The 21,293-nt window shown below is 48.1% G+C and carries 16 protein-coding genes; 9 read left to right on the top strand and 7 right to left on the bottom strand.

From position 1 onward, the window contains the following. Positions 1-16: 16 nt before the first annotated feature. Positions 17-1,003, top strand: coding sequence for a peptide ABC transporter ATP-binding protein (locus tag ACO0KW_RS14270; protein ID WP_423053913.1), 987 nt, complete (start codon positions 17-19; stop codon positions 1,001-1,003). A 56-nt stretch (positions 1,004-1,059) separates the two neighbouring features. On the opposite strand, the gene ACO0KW_RS14265 is transcribed toward ACO0KW_RS14270, so the two are convergent. Beyond that, on the bottom strand, positions 1,060-2,526 hold the full coding sequence (locus ACO0KW_RS14265) for a glycoside hydrolase family 10 protein (protein WP_423053912.1): 1,467 nt from the start codon (positions 2,524-2,526) through the stop codon (positions 1,060-1,062). Between the two features lie 435 nt (positions 2,527-2,961). Here ACO0KW_RS14265 and ACO0KW_RS14260 point away from each other — a divergent pair, with 435 nt between their 5' ends. Together ACO0KW_RS14260 and ACO0KW_RS14255 are read left to right on the top strand one after the other, a co-directional pair. After that, entirely contained in the window at positions 2,962-3,852 is an 891-nt protein-coding gene (locus ACO0KW_RS14260) for an N-acetylmuramic acid 6-phosphate etherase (RefSeq protein ID WP_423053910.1), read from the top strand. A 66-nt stretch (positions 3,853-3,918) separates the two neighbouring features. Continuing rightward, positions 3,919-4,833 carry a LysR family transcriptional regulator gene (locus ACO0KW_RS14255; protein WP_423053908.1) on the top strand — a complete coding sequence of 305 codons (915 nt, stop codon included), beginning with the start codon at positions 3,919-3,921 and terminating at the stop codon, positions 4,831-4,833. A gap of 75 nt (positions 4,834-4,908) precedes the next feature. Here the strand turns inward: ACO0KW_RS14255 and ACO0KW_RS14250 are convergent, their stop codons facing one another. The 3 genes from ACO0KW_RS14250 to ACO0KW_RS14240 all read right to left on the bottom strand — a co-directional run bounded on the left by ACO0KW_RS14250 (position 4,909) and on the right by ACO0KW_RS14240 (position 8,095). Continuing rightward, positions 4,909-6,309, bottom strand: coding sequence for a serine hydrolase domain-containing protein (locus tag ACO0KW_RS14250; protein ID WP_423053907.1), 1,401 nt, complete (start codon positions 6,307-6,309; stop codon positions 4,909-4,911). Positions 6,310-6,313: 4 nt separating this feature from the next. Beyond that, positions 6,314-6,913, bottom strand: a complete 600-nt coding sequence (locus ACO0KW_RS14245) for a M15 family metallopeptidase (protein ID WP_423053906.1) — start codon at positions 6,911-6,913, stop codon at positions 6,314-6,316. Between the two features lie 144 nt (positions 6,914-7,057). Continuing rightward, a complete protein-coding gene (locus ACO0KW_RS14240) occupies positions 7,058-8,095 on the bottom strand; it encodes a succinylglutamate desuccinylase (protein ID WP_423053905.1) in 1,038 nt (345 codons plus the stop codon). Between the two features lie 347 nt (positions 8,096-8,442). Between ACO0KW_RS14240 and ACO0KW_RS14235 the strand changes: the two genes are divergently transcribed. Genes ACO0KW_RS14235 through ACO0KW_RS14225 form a run of 3 tightly spaced genes read left to right on the top strand, consistent with a single transcriptional unit; the run spans position 8,443 to position 10,798 of the window. Next, a complete protein-coding gene (locus tag ACO0KW_RS14235) occupies positions 8,443-9,450 on the top strand; it encodes an N-acetylglucosamine kinase (RefSeq protein WP_423053904.1) in 1,008 nt (335 codons plus the stop codon). 24 nt (positions 9,451-9,474) lie between these two features. Then, positions 9,475-10,281, top strand: a complete 807-nt coding sequence (locus ACO0KW_RS14230) for an N-acetylmuramoyl-L-alanine amidase (protein ID WP_423053903.1) — start codon at positions 9,475-9,477, stop codon at positions 10,279-10,281. Positions 10,282-10,291: 10 nt separating this feature from the next. Next, positions 10,292-10,798, top strand: a complete 507-nt coding sequence (locus ACO0KW_RS14225) for a M15 family metallopeptidase (RefSeq protein ID WP_423053902.1) — start codon at positions 10,292-10,294, stop codon at positions 10,796-10,798. Between the two features lie 16 nt (positions 10,799-10,814). Here the strand turns inward: ACO0KW_RS14225 and ACO0KW_RS14220 are convergent, their stop codons facing one another. Next, positions 10,815-11,726 carry a LysR family transcriptional regulator gene (locus tag ACO0KW_RS14220; RefSeq protein WP_423053900.1) on the bottom strand — a complete coding sequence of 304 codons (912 nt, stop codon included), beginning with the start codon at positions 11,724-11,726 and terminating at the stop codon, positions 10,815-10,817. 121 nt (positions 11,727-11,847) lie between these two features. On the opposite strand from ACO0KW_RS14220, the gene ACO0KW_RS14215 reads away from it, so the two are divergent. From ACO0KW_RS14215 to ACO0KW_RS14205, 3 genes are all read left to right on the top strand, one after another. Then, positions 11,848-12,744: an MBL fold metallo-hydrolase gene (locus ACO0KW_RS14215; RefSeq protein ID WP_423053899.1), complete on the top strand. Its 897-nt coding sequence runs from the start codon at positions 11,848-11,850 to the stop codon at positions 12,742-12,744. Between the two features lie 289 nt (positions 12,745-13,033). After that, entirely contained in the window at positions 13,034-14,359 is a 1,326-nt protein-coding gene (locus ACO0KW_RS14210; protein WP_423053898.1) for an acetamidase/formamidase family protein, read from the top strand. Positions 14,360-14,594: 235 nt separating this feature from the next. Beyond that, positions 14,595-16,301, top strand: a complete 1,707-nt coding sequence (locus tag ACO0KW_RS14205) for an alkaline phosphatase family protein (RefSeq protein WP_423053897.1) — start codon at positions 14,595-14,597, stop codon at positions 16,299-16,301. 79 nt (positions 16,302-16,380) lie between these two features. On the opposite strand, the gene ACO0KW_RS14200 is transcribed toward ACO0KW_RS14205, so the two are convergent. Together ACO0KW_RS14200 and ACO0KW_RS14195 are read right to left on the bottom strand one after the other, a co-directional pair. Next, positions 16,381-17,907: an oligopeptide:H+ symporter gene (locus ACO0KW_RS14200; protein WP_423053896.1), complete on the bottom strand. Its 1,527-nt coding sequence runs from the start codon at positions 17,905-17,907 to the stop codon at positions 16,381-16,383. 172 nt (positions 17,908-18,079) lie between these two features. Next, on the bottom strand, positions 18,080-21,292 hold the full coding sequence (locus ACO0KW_RS14195; RefSeq protein ID WP_423053895.1) for an efflux RND transporter permease subunit: 3,213 nt from the start codon (positions 21,290-21,292) through the stop codon (positions 18,080-18,082). Position 21,293: the final 1 nt, after the last annotated feature.

Genomic DNA, 21,293 nt, shown 5'->3' with positions numbered 1-21,293 from the left:
AGCTGAGTATCTTTCTATGCAAGACCAATTAATCACCAATGCCCCTCCTGTTTTAGAAGCACAGCAATTGACGCGGCACTACAGCGTGAGTCAAGGATTGTTTCGCGACAAGGGCACCGTAAAAGCACTTAACGGCGTCTCTTTCACTTTGAAAAAGGCGAGCACCTTGGCCGTGGTAGGTGAATCAGGCTGTGGCAAATCGACCTTGGCGCGCCAATTGACCATGATAGAAAAACCCAGCGCGGGTCGCTTGCTGATTGATGGCGTCGATGTCGCCACCAACGGCGGCGCTAACAATCCAGCCTTACGACGCCAACTACAAATGGTGTTTCAAAACCCTTACGCTTCACTTAATCCGCGTAAGTCTATCGATGCGACGTTGCAAGAGCCTTTGCGCATCAATACCGCACTCACCGCCAGCGAGCGACGTGAGCGTGTCGATGCGATGCTACAACAAGTTGGTTTGCGTCCAGAATTTGCTTCGCGTTATCCGCATATGTTTTCTGGTGGACAGCGACAACGGGTGGCGATCGCGCGCGCCATGATGCTCAACCCGGCAGTGGTGGTGGCCGACGAACCGGTCTCGGCATTAGACGTCTCGATTCAAGCGCAAATTCTCAATCTCTTCATGGATTTACAAGCCTCGTTTAACACCAGTTATGTATTCATCTCACACAATCTGAGTGTGGTGGAACATGTGGCAGATGAGGTCTTGGTGATGTATCTCGGCAGCGCGGTCGAATATGGCAGCAAGCAAGCGCTATTTGAAAACCCTTTGCATCCTTATACGCGCGTATTGATCAGCGCCACCCCAGCGATACGCGCACAAGACCGCAAAGAACGGATACGCATTACTGGCGAACTTCCTAGTCCCTTACACCCACCAGCAGGATGCGCGTTTTCACCTCGCTGTCCATATGCCCAAAGCCGATGCCACACCGAAGCCCCCGCCCTGCGCCAAGTCGAGGGTCGTTTGGTGGCTTGTCATATTGTTGGCACTTGAGGCGCTGATTGAGTAAGAATACGAGCAAATAATCCTGACCGTTTAACGGGGTCGACTTAACGCTGCAATTCTTGCATTTCCTGACGTCGATCCACGATTAACTCGACACGCGAACATCCAGACGGAACCAGCACATCGACCATGTCCGTGTTAGCCGATGAAATCGTTACGACTTGATCGCGGTAGCGCCACCCGTGCTGGTCATGGACTATCACGTGATAGCGCCCTACTTCCAGTTTGGGCGACTGCCAGCGCTCAAATTTCGCTGAATTTTCTGTAGCGCTTTGTTTGACTAGTGGAATCGATAGCTGTCGCCATCTCGCCGCAAAATGCGGTGAAATCGCGGCACCGCTGTCTTGATAAAACGCGCGCAATTGCTCTGGGTAGAGATCGAGTACGCCACGGCTGTACCACAGCACATGTCCCGCATTTCTATTTGTTCGAGTCAATTCTATGGATTGTCGTAGCTGCTCCCAACTCGAGTCTCTGCCATCCCCGACGATACGAATTCCAGCAACGAGTTTCGCTGCTTGACTATCGCCATAAACTCGCATTGCGTCTATTTGTTGCTGCCATGTCTTCGCAAAATCAGGATAACTAAGACGATACGCTTGTGGAATGAATTCATCCCAATCGGCCTTGGGCTTTAACGTGGAAGCTGACCACGCACTCCACTGCGGCCAAGCTAACAGATGATGCTCCCATGACCAGGGATACACAGCGGGACTAAGGGAAACAATCAAGCCCGGTCTTTTTGCGCGCACTGCTCGCACAAAGCGCTGAGCAAATTGTGTCACTTTATCGGCTCGCCACTGCATCCATTCGGGATCAAGATAATTGTTTGGTGGCGATTGCCCCGAATGCTCTTGCGCATAGAGCGCGAGCGTATAAGCATCGTAGCCCATACGAATATCGGGCCAGACGATACGGTCATCCAGTTGAATCCCATCAAGATCATAGGCATCAATCGCTTCGAGCACGAGATCAAGCAAGAACTGTTGCGCTTCTGGATGTAAAGGATTTAGCCAAACAAATCCGTTACTCGCGACTTCATTGCCATCGCGATCACGACTCAACCACGCTGGCTTTTGCATCCAAAGATGATTCATGGTGGACTTATGCGCTGCCATAAAACCATATTCAAACCAAGCGACGTAGATTAAGCCTTGGCGATGCGCTGCTATCAGTGTTTCTTGGAGTAGATCACGACTGGCCGTGCTGAGGTTACCTGGCGCATCGACTAGATCTTGCGAACGCGATGGAGCGCGTTGAGTGACTCCTAGAGTACGCTGCAATACCTTTGACGGAAACTGCGTATAACCGTTTTTCCAGCTTTCCACATAGACCGTGTTTAGCCCGATCTCTTTGATTCGGCGCATACTTTTTTCTGTGTTTTCAGGGTTGGAAATTGCCGTATTAGCTGTCGTTGTCAACCACGTTCCACGTACCTCACGCTGAATCGCAAACAATGAATCGATACTTCCTAACAGGCAAAGCAGAACCGCGCATTTGAGCAGAAACATACGACCTAAAAATCGAGGCGATGTTGGCACCACAGCGCACAAGTGATCAATCATATCTTTGAACGAAAGACATCCAATAACCCAGACGAATGTCTGCTTGCAATTGAATTGTTGAGAGGACAAAAAGTTCATCGATGAAAATGAATGGAAATTGAGGCGGACAATCGAAGCAAGCTAAGGCTATCAACAGCGCCGTGTAGGTGACACAAGCATCATAGACGAAAATCCGCCAGTAGACTGCGTCGTTCGCCATCCATCAACGATATCAATGATGGCGCATCCATACCCAAAAGTTATAGTGTGAGCACAAGCATTCATTTGTTATTCAAATCTGCGAGGGATAAGGTATGGTCAGTGCATGAGTTGCTTAGTGAATATATAAGTGAATGCAGAAGTGAAGACACAAGTGCGCGCGTTTTACACAGGAGAGTCCCTTTGAAACTGCAAACCGAAATCCCAAGTACGCAACACCGCGAGCTTGATTTATATCCAACCGAGCAGCTAATTGACGCGCTAATCGATGATCAATTTGATGCGGTGCGTGCGGTGCGTTTAGCCTCACCACAAATCGCGAACGCCGTCACCCAAGCCTTGCCACGCATTCGTGATGGTGGTCGTTTGATCTATGTCGGTGCTGGCACATCTGGTCGTTTGGGCGTACTCGATGGGGTTGAACTCACGCCCACTTTTTCATGGCCGAATGAACGGGCGATTGGTTTACTGGCGGGCGGTCACACGGCCATGTTTACCGCCGTCGAAGGCGCGGAGGATGATGCGCAACAAGGGGCAGACGACTTATGCGCACTCAATATTCAAATCCAAGATGTGATCATCCTACTAGCCGCCTCTGGTGCCACGCCGTATGTATTGGGTGCGCTGCAGGCTGGGCGCGATGCCGGTGCGCTGACGATAGGCATCGCCAATAATGCCGATGCCCCCATTACCCTAGAAGCTGATATCGGTATCACATTAGAGACGGGAAACGAGATCATTTCTGGCAGCACGCGACTCAAAGCGGGCACCGCGCAAAAGATCACCTTAAATAGCTTTTCTAGCGCTTTGATGGTGCAGTTGCATAAGGTATATGGCAACTTGATGGTGGATGTCAAACCAACCAATGCCAAGTTAGTACGACGCACGATTAACTTGACCATGTTTGCCACTGGCTGTGATGAGGCAATGGCAAAAGACACTTTGTCCCAGTGCCAGTACCATGTCAAAACCGCCATCGTGGCGATTCTAAATCAGTCCAGCGTGCTTGCAGCGCAGGCGCGATTATTGGCAAATGACGACGACGTGCGCCGTGCAATACAACAGAAAGAGTGACAATACATTTCCATGCGGTAAAATGATTTTTCCTTTTTCACTGCATCATCTTCCATCTTATTCACTATGCGTTTACGTCATATCGAAGTGTTTCACGCCATCATGCAAGCAGGTACGATCAGTGGTGCTGCGCAGATTCTGAGTATTTCTCAACCGGCAGCAACCAAAGTATTGCAGCACTGTGAATTGCGACTTGGTTTGAAGTTATTTGAACGCATCAAAGGGAAATTACATCCGACACCAGAAGCACGCAAATTATTTGTCGAAGTCGATAAATTAAACCGTGATTTACAAGCGGTTCGCCGCCTAGCATCAAATCTAAAAAACAATCCCGACGAAGCCGTCAGATTGGCATCAACACCCACTTTGTCGATGACAATCATTCCAGCTGCCTTGTCAGCATGGCGTAGCAAATTCCCCAAAGTGCATTGTTCTTTAGCCTCGCAACACACAAGTGAAATCGTCAGTGCTTTATTGCTTGGTGATGTGGATTTTGCGATTTCCTTGTACGATCCGAATCATCCTAGCATTGCCGCAGAATCTTTAACGCAAGGCCGAATGACAACGATTGCGCCCAAAGGAACATGGGCCGCTTCACTTGATAACACGCCACTACCGATTAAAGAACTGCCAAAAGATCTAATCGCGCTCGATTTGGATGATCATTTGGCGGGTCGAGTCATGGACGCTTGCTCTGAACAGGGCTTGCAGTTTAATACCCATACCGTTGTGCAAACCTATTTATTGGCGCGCACAATGGTCGAACACGGGGCGGGCTCGGCTGTGATTGATCCCTTCACCGCAGCCACCGCTGATCATCAACGCGTGCAATGCCGTCCGATCATTCCTGTGGTGCCAGTTGATTTGTATTTATTGACGATGAAGTCAATTCCTCTATCGCGCTCGGCTTTGGCCTTTGTGCAAAATCTGCGCGACGTCGCCGCTGACTGCATAGCCAAAACTAACGGCGCTAGATCCTAATCATTTAGTCTTTGATAATCTCAGCGTACAAGGTGCTGAGATTACGTTCTTACAACCGCGCAAGACCCTAGTCACTCAGTCTTTGATAATCTCAGCGTACAAGGCACTGAGTATGCGTTCTTCCCATGGGCTCAGACTAGAATATTCACCAAACAAAGCTTCGGAATCGGCCGACAAACCACCTAAGGCAAAGATCATGCCGTTTCGTGTGACAGGGTCAAACATAAAACCGGAATTCAAACCATAGGCTTCACCCAAATGTCCAAAACCAGTGAACGACGGCGTCTGCTTGACTAAGCGATCACCATAATGTGCCGCGCTAACGTCGGTAAAATGTTGAAAGCCCAAACTCCAAGATAAAAACATGCCGCGATCATTATCGCCGTTCTTGCATGCTGCATCGTAACGCCATTGCACCTGCAATAGTTGTGCGACACTGGCAGGCTGCAAAATACGCACGCCATCGAGCTCACCTTGATTCATCAACATTTGCATTAAGCGCGCCAAGCCGCGCACACTGGTGCGAAGTCCACCTTGCGGACTAAAGAGGCTCGCATTTGCGCCTAACACATAGCTGTCTATCCCAGCTCGCTTGAGCGGTGCTTTGCCGCGATAGTCATCGACTTGAACGATCCACGGCCCACTTGGATTCCACACCGTGTCATGTTCTTTTTTCTTGCGATAAAGGACGGCGACATTGGCGAGTTCTTCCACACTCAATTCCTCTGGATTGTAGCCACCGGCCATACCCAAAGGACGCAACAACTGATCGCGCATGAAATGATCAAAACGTTGACCACTCACGGCTTCCATCACCGAGCCGAGGATGCCCCAATTCAAATTAACGTAGCGAAAAAAATGTCCGGGGGCGTGCGACGATTCCTGACTGACCTTATCCCATTGCGACCCGTCGCCGTAATGCGCTCCGCCCGGCACCAAGAAACTCTTCAAATTGACGTTGATTGGAAAATTGTAACCAGCATCATCGCGCAATGACGAGGTATGGCTCAACAACATACGGGTAGTAATCGGCGCAGTAGGGAAATGAGGATTGCGGATCTGAAAACCGAGATAGCGACTAATGTCTGCATCCAGATCGAGCTTACCTTGTTCAACCAAAATCATCGCACCAACGGCTGCCACCATCTTTGACACCGAGGCCATGCGGTATAAGGTCTGATCATTGGCCAGCATGTCTTGTGAAGCATCCTCAGGATGAATATAACGACGACCAAATTGATTTTCGTACACCACTTTGCCCTGCTTGATAGCGATCACGGAAAGACTAGCCAGAGCTTGGCTTGGGTGATTGACAGTTTGCTGTAGAACTTGATCGGTGTTTTGCGTCATGGGCGTACTCCTTTGTGGCGGCGACATCGCATATGTCGGCTCGTTACAAGTCAGGGCAAAAAAAGAAAACAGCAGCATGGCTGCACTTTTTTTGTGGGTATCGTTCAGGCTGAGTAGCGTAGACATACGATTAATCGATTCTTAAGTAAGTTTGCCGAACCACATCGGGATCACCAAAATTAAAATGCCACCATTCACTATTGATGCCACGAAACCCAGCACCAAACATGGCCTCGCGCAATAACTGACGATTTTCGAATTGACTAGGTGTGAGCGTGCCATTGGCCAAAAATTCTGGTTCCTGCTTGGGGTGCGATTTCTCTACCAATGCATCAAACGCAGTTCCCATATCGAGCTCTTGCCCGTGTTCATCGAGTATAGTAACGTCCAAGGCCATGCCAAAAGAATGTATCGAACCGCGCGCAGGATCGGCGACATAAGAGCGCAAAGAGGTTCCCTCTAAATGCTTCCATAACATTTCCTGTACCCGATGCGGACGCAAAGCATCGAGTACCAGCAATCGATAAGTCGGTTGTTTGGTGCGCAAGATCGCGACCGCATCGACCAGTCCCTGTGCAGCTTCCTTATGCAGCCAACGACAATCTAAACTGCCATAAAGATCGCGTCCAACAAAATTATTATCTCCTACGTAACGCAGATCGATGACAATGCCAGCGATGTCATCAAGGCATTTAAATTCAGCGTGATCTTTTATGTCTTCACACAACATCTAGGTTTTCCTCATTGGTGGCGTTGGTTTGCTTGAGCTAATAGGGCTCTTCAGAAATAGAATAAAGGCGGTGGATATGCCCGACAAATGAAAATAATCATAGTCGCCATAACATCAAGGTATGACTCAGGCACCAGCTACCGACTATCCCCTCTGCAAGCGTTGACTGGATTTCGCCAGATAAAACCATTCATCATTTTTTTTGGCATTGGCATCGGGGAAAATAATTCTGGCATCCATCTCGGCTCGTACTTCAGTCCCGTCGTGACGTACACCGATAACGTCACCTTGATTGAGAATATCAAAACTCGCCCAAGCACGGACAAAGCGATCATCATCATGCTGTTTATCGACGACTTCATAAATTCGTAAAGTCTCCATGTCACCAAGTGCTTGACTCATAGGTGCTTCATTCGTCGATCCTTCATTCATCGGCGCAGCGATCAATTGCAAGCAAGTCATCGCATTGATGATCGCCTGATAAGCCAACTCCTTAGACTTTGGGTCTTGATGTTGGCCACATTCTAAGGTCAGTGCATAGCCGCCAACGCTGCGCATATACTCGGTGGTTCCCATACCAAATGCGGCATCGATAGCGCAATTCGGATCGCCATCTTCAACAGTGATTTGATCACGCCGCCTCGCTACGCCTTTCGCATACGTCGTCAACCAACCATCAACAAAACGCTGTACACCCAAAGCTTGCGCTAATTTTTCTTCTTGCGCGGAGAAACTAAAGGCTTCGATTTCACCTTGATTATTTTCAGGGCCGACCATAACAAAAGCCTGTCCTTCACCGCGAAACGAATGCAAATCCAACAGGACTTCATGTTGCTGCATTAAGGGGCATAGCCAATTGGCGACATGATCTTCAAATTCTTGCGGCGTCGATGTCGGACGTAAGCGCCGGTTTAAGTTGCGATCACCTTCACGTTGCTGGCGCTGATAGGCAAGTGGATTGGCAACTGGCACAAACGTCACACTGCCGCGCTGGAGTAAAAGCTCTCCAGATTCCAGTTGCGCCATCACGCGCCGTATCGCTTCGGTGCCACAAATTTCATTACCATGCACTGCGCCAGTGATCAACATCCGCACCCCACCTTGTGGTGAAGTGAAATTGTGACTTTGAAAATGCAAGGATGGGCTTTGCTCGCCGCCTAGCTCTGATTGTGTTGATGTCATAAAGCTCTCTCTGAAATAAGGCACGCAATCATCACAAGCGCTGCTCGCATCGCGCTAAATCTATTGCTGATCCACGCACCTAAACCTCTGGTAGATATTGTTGATGTGCTGGAAGCATTTTCCCAGAAAAAAGCAGACACCGCGAGTCACTTTTCCTCGGCTATCCATACATTAAGGTTATGGCACTAACGCTTCTTTTCATTGTTACGCAAAGCTCTTCGCACTTAGACTAAACGCATCTCACCCGATGATTGCGCTTTGGCGGTGATAGAGGCAAGATAGAATTCGTTGAGTGTCTCATCTAACCAAGTAACTTCGACATTGTTTTCTAGGAAGCTATCGTATTTATGGAATCGACAACAGGCACCTTGCCTAGTCAGCATCGCCCACAAGCGATCAGCGCGACTGGTTTAGGGATAGACATGGGCGGCACGCAAACCCGTTGGGCCTTAGCAGATCAAGCTGGCACTATCTTGTCGGAAGGTGCAGTCGATGGTGCGACCGCTTTACAACTAGGCAATCTGGCAGGGCAGGCAGCGCTACAAGCTTTGTTTTCTTCAATTGCTCAACAGTTACAGCGTGCGACGGATCTGCGCCACCAGATTTTCTCACTACAAGCAGGACTGACTGGCTATAGTGGTGATGCGACTGCAGCAAAGCAGATGTTGGGTTCACTATTTGCGCTCCCTGAGAGCGCTATCCACATCAGTAACGATATTGAAATTGCTTACCTCGATACCTTTCAACCCGGCGAAGGTTACCTTGTTTATGCAGGGACAGGATCGATTGCGGCCTACATCGATCAGGCAGGCAATTTTCATCGTGCAGGCGGTCATGGCTATGTGTTGGACGATGCTGGCAGCGGGTATTGGATCGCCCGCGAGGCACTCAAGCGCATTTGGCGAGAAGAGGATTTTCACCCTGGCGCGTGGCGCTCATCCCCCATGGCGACAGCAATGTTTGCCCTAATTGGTGGCGCGGAGTGGAAGCATACGCGTGAATTTATTTATCAACGATCGCGCGGCGAAGTGGGTAAATTGGCTTTAGCACTTGGCACAACCGCCGACATGGATAGAACTGCTTACACCATTTTAGAAAATGCGGGTATCGAATTGGCGCGTCTGGCGCGTGCCTTGTGTCACAGGTTTGGCCAAAAGCCTATCGCCTTATCCGGGCGCGTACAAGAACTTCATCCGATCATTGCCGAAACTATGAAAAAGCACCTGCACGATACCAGCGACCTCCGACTCTGCGAGAATCTAGGTCATCATAGTGCGGCCCGTATCGCGGCATCGCGCATCCCACAAGGTCCTGAACGCAACGCTGTTCGCACCGAACAAATCAATCGCACATAAATACTCATAGAATCGACCATCGACATGAAATCTCTACTAGTCTTATTCCTCAGCTTAGGTCTACTCAGTGCTTGTTCAACAACGCGACCTTTTACGATGGATCAACTCAATACCTCGATCACGGCGAAAAGTCAGGCGAGTCGCGCCCGATTTTTGATACTGCACTACACCGCTTTAGATCAAGCCCTCTCCTTGCACGTGCTGACAGAACAAGCTGTTAGTAGTCACTATTTGGTTGGCAACGATCAACCCAACACGGTCTACCGATTAGTCGATGAATCGCGCATGGCGATCCACGCGGGCGTCAGTAGTTGGAAAACACATGCGCAACTCAATGCCAGTTCGATAGGCATAGAGATCGTTAATTTAGGCTATGTTGAGACGCCGACGGGACGGCAATACCAAGCCTTTCCGCAACAACAAATTGATACGGTGATTACCCTCATCAAGGACATCGTGGCGCGGCATGGCATCAAACCAGAAAACATCTTGGGTCATGGAGAAATAGCGCCCCAACGCAAGCCAGATCCGGGGCCTCTCTTCCCTTGGAAACAACTTGCAGACGCAGGTTTGATCGAGTGGCCAAATGCGGACGCGGTAGCAGCTCAACTACTGATCTTTCAACAAGCCTTGCCCGACGTTGTTTGGTTTCAAACAAAACTAGCTGAGATTGGCTATGCAACACCCAAAACTGGCATTTGGGATCAAGAGAGCAAAAACGTCTTAATCGCTTTTCAATGCCGCTACCGACAACACACATTTGACGGCATACCAGATGCAGAATCTGCGGCCTTGTTAGAAGTCATTACGAGCAAGAAAAAACTTCCATAAGCGTGACAATATGAGCATGATAATTTTAGAAGAACTAGGAATAGCTGAGGAACTCATACAGCGACGTGGCTTACCGCTGCATGCCGAGGAAAGCGACTTGATCGTGGTAGAAACGCAGCAAGATGGTCGCACGTTTTTGTTAACACCAGCCACCGCCCAAGCCTGGCATGCCATGAAACACCAAGCATCGATAGACGGCATAGACCTAGTGATGATTTCTGCCTTTCGCAGTGTCGAAAGACAGGCAAGCATCATTCGCGACAAACTTGCTGAGGGATGTGAGGTCAACGCCATACTCGAAGTCTGCGCACCACCCGGCTATAGTGAGCACCACACGGGACGAGCGATCGATATTGCATCAATTGACGATCCACATTTAGAAATTCGCTTTGAGCTTACCCCGACTTTTCAGTGGCTCACAGAGCATGCGGCTCAATTTGGTTTCTCCATGTCCTATCCACGTGACAATTCTTTTGGATTTCAATATGAGCCTTGGCACTGGTGTTTTAAGCCTTGAAGCATGATTTTGTGTTTTAGTTTTTTGATTCCGAATCTTGCCAAGGAACGGCAGCAAACCACTCTACCAAGAAATCAAGCAAGGCTCTTACCGCTGGCGACAAATGTTTGCGCGAGGGATATAGCGCGTAAATCGACATTTCTGGCAGACGCCATTCAGGCAAAATTTGCTGCAAACGGCCGTCACGTATGTACGGGTTGGCCAAGAAAGTCGGTTGCAAAGCGATACCACCGCCTGCCAAACACGCTTGTAATAGCGTGGTTGCCTCATTCGCACTGAAGTAACTGCCTATGCTGACTTGCGCGTCATTTTCGTCGCGACTCAGCTTCCAAACGCTCTTGCCAAAATTCGCATAACTGACACATCGATGTGCGGTTAAATCACCAGGTGTTTGCGGGACTCCGTGCACAGCCAAATAGGCAGGCGATGCAACCAATACCGAATGACAAGGCGCCAGAATACGACCGATTAAGGTGGGATCGGGAGCTGCACTAATTCGTATTGCCAGATCAATTCGTGCTTCGACCAGATTCAAAGCCCCTTCGCTGGCGTTCAAATCAATTTTGAGCTGCGGATGCAAGCGCAAAAAATCCACAATCGCCGCCGCCAATTGCGCATAGCAAAGTGACACACTACAGGTGATGCGAAGTTGCCCACGCAATTCACCGCCGTGCTCACTCGTTTCCTCCTCCACGTTTTCCATGAGCGCTAACATTTGCTGACAACGACGCAAGCAATTTTCGCCTGCATCGGTCAGCGTCACACTACGCGTAGTACGTTGTAACAAGCGCGCTGCTAACCACCGCTCCATCTCGCCCACATAACGCGTCACCATGGCGCGCGACATGTCCAATTTATCTGCCGTCGCACTAAAGCTACCACTGGTCGCGACTTCAACAAATACTTGCATCGCAGTTAATCTATCCATAATTTGCTCGATTTAAGAAATAGTTATGCGCATTTTATGCGGTTTATCTGCGCGATATTAGCAACTATAGTGCTATCCAACGCAATGATGCGTACTTTTTATCAGACCACAGGAGCTCAGTATGATTCGCACTAACGCAATTACCAGCACAATCGCCGCCACGTTTGCTATCACATCGGTCATCGCATCTAGCAATGCACACGCAGCCCAACCCGCCCCATTGACAGTGAGAATTCTCAACGCTGGGAGTAGCAGCTTCAATGTGAATTCCACCCTCATCTACGGAGAAAAAGAGGCGATGGTGATTGATGCCGGCTTTACCCGCGCAGACGCCTTACGTATTGCCGCTAACGTACTCGACAGTGGCAAGCAACTGAGTATCATCTATGTGAGCCAAGCCGATCCTGATTACTACTTCGGTGTCGAAGTCTTAAAAGAATTCTTCCCGCAAGCGCAAGTCGTCACCACGCCGGCGGTACTTGAAAAACTGAGTGCGAAGATGGCAGGCAAGGTCGCGTTCTGGGGACCAAAAATGGGCGTGAATGCACCACGCACGCCAGTCACACCAAAAGCATTAACCAGTAACACCATTGCACTCGAAGGCCAAACGATAGAAATTCGTGGTACTACTGGCATATTGGCTCACCGTCCTTACGCGTGGATTCCATCGATTAAGGCTATTGTCGGCAATATCGCAGTATTCGGCAATATGCATGTATGGACGGCAGATACGCAAAGCAGCGCCGAACGCGCAGCGTGGGTAGCACAATTAGATGAAATGGCAGCCTTGCAGCCGGAACTGGTTGTTCCTGGTCACATGAGCGCAGGCACGACTGTCGATGCGAGTGCGATCAGTTTTACCAAGAATTACTTGCTGACGTTTGAAAAAAATCTCGCAACTAGCAAAGACAGCGCAGCACTGATCAACGCTATGAAGCAGTCTTATTCGCAACTGAGCGAGGGTGGACTATCCCTCGATATCGGTGCTAAGGTTAATAAAGGTGAGATGAAGTGGTAATCGAGAAAAACTTTATATCGCTATAAATAGGCACGATAGTCCGGAGAATTGGTCCGGACTATCACTATCTACAAGTGCAGCAATCAATCTTCCTCAAGTGCCAATTATTCTTTATAGCATCTGAAATCTCTGTCCCATTGTCATCGTAGATTCCTCCATATTTCCTCCATACTTTCTGACTAAGCTTCGATCATTGATTTTGCGCAGAGTGTGAACTGCGACTTCAAATCTAAAAAACCACATGATTCGATATCAATTCATGCCTTTATAGAAAACAGGAATTTGATTTATGCGCCTATCCACTGCCATTTCCATACTGCTTGTAACAAGCACATCGAGCTGCTTGAATTTACATGCCCAAGTGAAGACGACAGCGCACCACTCCTACGTTATGAAACTTGATCGCTGGGGCAATACGGCTTATCAAAGCCTGGAACTTGACGAGCAGGACGGTAAGATCAGTGGGAATATTGATCGTGATCCTTTTGTTGGTATTCGCACGAACGACACTTATACCTTCACGGCGACCGCAGCAGACAAGACAACTTACACTTACCGTGCAAAAATCACCGCTGATGGTTTGAACGGCATCGCCGATTTCCCCGATAGCAATCACCCACAAGCGCGGGCTCAACATACATTTAGCGCCAACAAAATTCCGGATCGCGTCGGTAATATTCCCCGCACCTTTCGCTACCTACCGACTTCCTACTCCAACACCTTTTCACCCGATCGACAGCCCGTATTAACGATATGGTCGGGCGACACGGTGCAAACTAAAACTGTCGACTCTGGCGGGGTCGATGAGCACGGTGTGACGGTAGCGTTGTATGGGAATCCACAAACTGGGCCCTTCTATATTGCGGATGCAGATGTAGGCGATGTGCTGGCGATTCATATTAAACGTTTACGTCTCAATCGTGATTACGCTGATAGCTTGGACATGATCGTACACAAAGCTCAGACCATACGCTTAGCATCGCGAAGTACTGAATTAGGACAAGCGATTCGCTGGAATCTGGATTTAAAAAATGGCCTAGCCAGTCCAGATAAGAAGAGTGAAAAACTGAAGAATTTCAAAGTTCCGGTTAAACCTATGCTGGGCGGATTGGCAGTTGCGCCAGGAAACGGTATGCCAGCCATATCGACCGGAGATGCTGGCAATTTCGGCGGCAATATGGATTTCAATGAAGTCATAGAAGGCAATACAGTTTATTTAGCAGTCAATCAACCTGGTGCTTTACTGTACCTCGGCGATGCACATGCACTACAAGGAGATGGCGAAACTTCTCAATACGCTTTAGAGACGTCAATGGATGTGGAGTTTAGTGTCGAAGTGATTAAGCACAAACAAATTGCCATGCCACGTGTGGTATCACCCACTCACATCATGACGCTGGGACAAGCGGGCTCTTTGGATGAAGCACTCAAACTTGCCACCAGTGGAATGACGCAATGGCTGGCTGAAGACTATGGTTTAAACCTGTCCGAGAGCGCACAAATTCTGGGAACATCGGTAGAATATCGCGTAGTCAATCTGGCAGGTCGCAGCGTCGGACTCGCGGCAAAACTTGACAAGCAGTTACTCAAAAATCTTCCCTCCAAAGTGCACTAGATCTGACCCAAGATTTGGTCATCTACGTTTGGAATAAAACTGCGCTAATTATTGCCGTAACCGGTAGCTTGCGCAGTCATTGATAGCAAAAAGCACAAGAAAATTGGAGCATACGACGTCTGCTCCAATTTCTTAGTTACATAAGAATTCGAACTAAATTCGCACTTACGGTATCCTATGGGCTGTTTTGATTTTTCCTATTTTCAACGCCTTTTAAAATCAGTCACCGCCCATAATGCTGAAATCTATTTCTCAAAATTCCCCTTCGAAGTTGCGCCGTACGCTACTGGCAGCCTTGGCCACAATCGCATTGTCCAGTTCATTTTCTTATACAGTCGCCGCTAACGAGCAAGGTCCCAAAATCGCCAAGGCACCAAAACTAGTCTTAGTATTGGTTGTCGATGGCCTCCCCAACGAACAAGTACAACGCTACCGTCATCAATTCGGTGAAGGTGGGTTTAAACGCTTACTAGAACAAGGTGCTTGGTTCGGCAATGCGCATCAGGCTCACGGCGTCACCGTGACAGCCGTTGGTCATGCGGCAGTATTAAGCGGCGCCTATCCCTATCAACATGGCATCATCGGAAATAATTGGCTAGATCCGCAGACCCTGACTTCGATTTATTGCACAGAAGATGCTCAGCACACATATTTGAATGAAGATACCAAGGCCAGTGACGGTACTTCACCAGCGAATTTAAGAGTCAGTACGGTCGGTGATGAATTGCGCTATGCGACTGGCAATCAATCCAAGGTGATTACCGTATCCGGCAAAGATCGCGGTGCGATTTTATTAGCAGGCAAAACTGGCACAGCCTATATGCTGATGAAAAAATCTGGCAACTTCGCCAGCAGTACCTATTACATGCAAAACTATCCCGAGTGGCGTCAACAATTTGTCGCAAAAAAACCCCAGGATCGTTTTTATGGCAAACAATGGAACACCCTGCTGCCAGAACAAGCCTATGCAGATGATGCCTCTGACGATATCGTTGCACCCGCTGACACCAGCAGCAGCAAACGTTTCCCTTATATCTACGATAGCAAATCTGGCAAACCCGACGCCGAGTATTATGAAAAATTATTCACGGGCCCGTATGTTGATGAACTTACTTTAGATTTTGCGCGCGCGGCAATCGATGGCGAAAAGCTAGGAAATAATCCCGCTGGCGTCACTGATGTCTTGGGTGTTAGTTTATCCAGTCACGATTATGTCAATCATAGCTGGGGACCAGAAAGTAAAATGTCACATGATCACTTACAACGTTTAGATCGTTTATTGGCGGCTTTCTTAAACGATGTGGACAAAAAAGTAGGTCTCGATAATACCCTCGTCGTACTGACTGCTGATCATGGTTTTCCCAATGTGCCTGAATTTTCACAAAGTATGAAACGTGATGCCAGCCGTCTGGAAGGCGGCAAGATGTTGCTGGCGCTAAATCAACAATTGCAGGAAAAATTTGGTGTCGAAAAATTGGTACGTAAATGGTCCTCACCCTACTTTTTCTTGAATTATTCCGCAGCCGAAAACAAAGGCATTTCACGGAGCGATTTAGAAAATGCGGCCACACGTTTCTTACTCAACTATAAAGGTGTTGCAAACGCCTATACCCGCACTCAATTTGAAACGGGCACACTGCCAAATGACCGCATCAGTCGCTTGATGCAACGTGGCTGGAACAAACAATTGTCTGGCGATCTCGTTGTCGTAGCGAAACCATACTGGTACTTCGGTACGGCCAATTCTGGTACTTCGCATGGTACGCCTTACACCTACGATACCAATGTGCCTTTGATTTTTATGGGTAAACCATGGATAAAAGCCGGCGCATATAGCCAATATGCAGAAGTGGTCGATATTGCATCAACGCTGTCACATCTGTTACGGATTAGAATGCCGTCAGGGGCTGAAGGTCGCGTGCTAACCGAGACACTTAAGTAAGCTAAACGCCATATACAAAAAAAGCCGCGAATCGATTTGGATTTGCGGCTTTTTTATTCCTATAATCTAAGGCGAAAACTTATGCCTGCCGATAATTATCCAGCATCCGGTAATTGCGTGCATACAACGCAAATAGTCCTGCTGCGCACAAACAGAATCCAGCGAAAAAGAACATCTGAAATGCAGTGACACTCAGCCCCAAAGATTGTATATAGGCGGTAACGGCCTCTCCTTTCACACTAGAGTTCGCCAGCAAGACCCATAAATTACCGACCGTTACAGACAAGTACCAAAAACTCGTAATCACGCCCTTCATAGAAATCGGTGCCTGACTATAAGCGAATTCCAACCCTGTCGCCGATACTAGAACTTCACCAAAAGTCATCAGCGCATAAGGAATAATTTGCCAGACGATTGTAATCGGGTCGCCACCATCAATTTCTAATTGCAAACCACCAACCACTATCCATGCCAAGCCTGTCGCTGCGATCCCAGTTCCCATACGACGTAATGCTGTCACCTTGACGCCGCTACGTGCCAGCAAGGGATAAAGCACAAAGTTATTGAAGGGAATAAGTACCATCACCAAAGCCGGATTCAAAGCCTGCATCATGGAAGATTGAAACCATTCTGGCTTAGTCATATGATCTGCCTGTAAAACCCAGGTCGAGGCTTTTTGATCAAACAGGGACCAAAACGGCGTAATTAAGGCGAACAAGACAAGCAAACGCAACACATTACGGACACCGTCAATCGCGGCATCAGGATGAATTCCACGCACGCGTTCCAATTGTATCCATGCTCCCGCTCCACCGAAACCCATTACCAAAACCAAGGCGGAACACAAGGCAGCGACCACGCCAATTTGCGGAATAAAAAACAAACCGGTAATCGCCAAAGCAAACCCCAGTAAGGTCAACCACAAGCCCGGGCGAGTTTCTGTACCACTTGCGCCTTGCGATAAAATCGCGCTACGAATCACCACCAAAAACGCATGTGGATCATTACTGACGGGTTCTACCCGTACGTATTTTTTACGTCCCAACCAAAATACAAAGGTGGCGATAAACATCAAAATACCAGGAATACCAAACGCTACACTGGCACCAAAATGTTTCAAAAATATCGGCATCAACAAAGACGCGAAGAAAGAACCGAAGTTAATAATCCAGTAAAACGCGTCAAATACTTTTTGCGCTAAGGAGCGATTCGTCTGATCGAATTGGTCGCCAATAAATGAAGCGACCAGAGGCTTGATCCCACCTGAACCCAATGCGATTAAAAATAAGCCGGTATAAAAACCGCCCATGCTATGTTCAAACATCGCAAGACATGCATGTCCTGCGCAATAGACTAAGCTCAACCACAAGATCGTATTGTATTTACCGAAAACGCGATCGGCCAGCCATCCGCCGAGTAAAGGAAAAAAATACACGCCAATCACGAAGGTATGAAACACGTTTTTAGCTTCGCCTTTGCGCAATTCTTCAGGAATGGACAACAATAGACTGGTCATTAAAAACACAGTCAGAATGTTGCGCATTCCGTAGAAACTAAATCGCTCACAGCCTTCATTCGCAATGATGAAGGGTATTTGTTTTGGCATTTTGGGAGCGTTTGTTCCCAAATCGGCGGTAGCTGAGTTGTTAATACTCACAATATCCTCACTAACTTGTTAAATGATTCAAGGACACAAAACAACGGCCTCTTACGAGGCCGTTGTTTATTTTCGTACGCGTTTTTTACAAATATACTGCTTACTTCTTTTCTGCTTCAACTCATGAAATTTTTTGTGCTTTTGGCTGGGGCTTACCCATGATCCAAAACACCAAAGTTTTCAGACCGCGATAAATTAAACGCACAAATATCAAGGTCAAGATCGCTTCAATAAAGGTCAATATAAACGCAATAAAGGCATTCCAACGATCCGCGCGACGACCAAATTTAGCGAACATGCGATCACGTGCAATTTCTATGCTGTCGTAGAAAGTTGGAACGACCAGCAAAGTCAGCAAAGTCGAAGTAATCGTACCGCCAATAATCGCGATCGCTAATGGACGATAGAATTCACCGCCCTCACCCATACCAATAGCCACAGGCAACATACCAGCGATCAAAGCAAAAGTCGTCATCAAAATCGGGCGCAAACGCATGCGACCTGCATACATCAATGCTTCCTCCCGATCATAACCTTCCGCCTCACGCTTGCGCGCGCAGTCGAGCAAGAGAATCGCATTCTTCGCAACCAGACCCATCAACATGATAATGCCGATGAAGCTCATCAAATTCAGTGTTCCCTTGGTCAATAGTAATGCCAAGACCACACCGATCAAGCTCAATGGTAAGGACATCATCACAGGAAGCGGCGCAGTGAAAGAACCGAACTGCATTACCAAAATCAAATACATCAGACCAATACCCATGAACAAGGCAATCGTCATTTCTGTAAATAATTCATTTTGATTTTTCGCTGAACCATCCAATTGAATTCCGAAACCAGCGGGGAAATTAATCGCTTTAGCAATCTTCAATGCCTCCGTTGTGACTTCACCAGGCGAACGCCCTTGGACATTGGCAGATACAGAAATCATACGTTTGCCATCGGAGTGTTCGATCCTTGCCGGACCTTTACCCATCGTAATCGTCGCGATTTGTTCTAAAGGAACCATTTTATCGGTACCAGTCACTGCGATAGGAAGGGTTTCGATATTGTCCGCACTAACACGATCTTCTGGATGCAGGCGCACAGAAACGTCGCGTGTCTCGCCTGTAGGATCAACCCAGTCGCCCACTTCCACGCCAGCAAATGCCACCCGTAGAGCCTGTGCAGCATCATTCGAAGAAATACCCAAAGAGTTAGCCAAACCACGATTCAATTCAATCTGTAATTCATCTTTAGGATCTTGTTCAGACAAACCAACATCGACAGCACCTGGAACCTTACGCAATTTCGCCATAAAGTCGGTCGTGATTTCCATCAACTTACGTGAATCCTCGCCGGAGAATTTGATCTGTACGGGCTTACCACCGCCGTTATTCAAATCATCTTGCACTACGTATTCAGCGCCAACTAATGTTGAAACTTTCTCGCGCAAACTGATAGCGACCTGCGCCGCTGAACGCTTACGCTCCGTACTCTTGCCGATGTCCACGTAGACACGTCCACCCGTGATACTCACACTGCTATTGGTCGCAACGGTTTCGGGTAGTGTGCGCGCCAACTCAGCCGCTTTTTCCACTTTCAAACGTGAATATTCCAAGCTAGAACTCGATGGGGTTCGGATATTAATCATCAAATTACCACTATCGGAAGCGGGTAAGAAACTTGTACCACCAAACATGGCATGCAATGCAATGGCCGACACAAAACTCAATAAAGCGATAATCGCCATCCAACGTCGATGATGCAAAGCCCAAGCGATCACATTGCCATAGCCTTCTGCCTTGTGGTCGAACCATTTATTGAAACGTTCTAAGATCAGACTAATACCTGTCTTAGGCTGCAAGTGGTGTCCAATCGGATCACCCCAGAATGCGGACAACATAGGATCGAGCGTGAACGAAATAAACAAACTCACCATGACCGATGCTGTCACTGTCAATGCAAATGGGCGAAACCATTCACCAGATACACCCGGCATAAACGCGACCGGAATAAACACCGCCATAATCGAGAAAGTAGTCGCCGCTACTGCCAGACCAATTTCAGCTGTGCCGTTCAAGGCCGCCGTTCGACGATCTGAGCCGTTTTCCATGTGTCTTACGATATTTTCCCGCACAACAATCGCATCATCAATCAAGACACCAATCGCCAGTGACAATCCAAGTAGGGTCATGAAATTCAAGGTAAAGCCGCACAACCACACCGCGATAAATGCCGCGATTACGGAAGTTGGTAAACTCAAAGCGGTAATCAAAGTCGAGCGCCAAGAATTCAAAAAGACATACACCACAAAAATCGTTAATACCGCACCGAACAGCAAGGATTCGATGACATTATTCAGATTCTTCTGAGCATTCTTGCCGCCATCTTGTGTGATCTCTAACTTGGTACCATCTGGCAAGGTTTTATTGACCTCGTCGACCATTTGACGAATTCTATTTGCGACCGATACGGTACTGGCGTCTCGCGATTTCATCACCATGATACCGACGTTAGGATTGCCGTTACGCACACTGAAACCACCAATTTCGGCAAAACCATCTTGTATCGTTGCTACCTGCGCCAGGCGCACCACTTCATTGCCGCGACGCTTGACCACGATCTGTTCAAACTCTGCAGGCGACTCTAAACGACCGACCAGACGTATGCTTTTTTCTTCCATCGTGCCGCGTACCTTACCGACTGGCGCTGTGGAGTTTTGTGTTCGTAATGCCGAAACTACTTCGGATACGGAGACATTAAATTCACGCAATTTTTGCGCGCGCAATAAGACACTCAGCTCACGTTTCAAAGAACCGTTAACAGTCACAACAGCAACGCCATCCACTCCACGGAAACGATCAGATAAATCATCTTCCGCTAAACGTGAAATCTCGGCATGCGTCTTCGTTTTCGACGACAATGCCATCTGCATAATCGGCTGATCGTTAGGGTCTCGTCGTTCGATAATCGGTTCGCGCATTTCGGTCGGCAATTTATAGCGCACCGAGGCAATTGCGTTACGCACATCATCAGATGCTTCGATCATATTCCGATCGAAGTTAAAGACCAGCGTGAAATAGGCACTGCCTTCACTAGCAGAAGAACGTAATTGCGTGACGCCAGAAATACTTTGTAGCGATTTCTCAATACGATTGACGATCTCGCGTTCTACGCTTTCCGGTGATGCACCCGGGTAAGGCACATACACGCCCAATACCGGTTCTTGCACATTCGGAATTTCATTGACGCGTAACTTCTTCAAGGCGAGTAGACCTAGACACATCAGCGCAATAATAATGACGATCGTTGCGATCGGTCTCTTAATACTAAAGTCAGATAGGAACATA

Origin of the sequence: Undibacterium sp. Ji22W, from assembly GCF_049340305.1 — a bacterium.
Taxonomy (GTDB): Bacteria; Pseudomonadota; Gammaproteobacteria; order Burkholderiales; family Burkholderiaceae_D; genus Undibacterium.
Note: the sequence above shows the minus strand (reverse complement) of the source record. Positions and strands in the feature narration are given on the sequence as shown.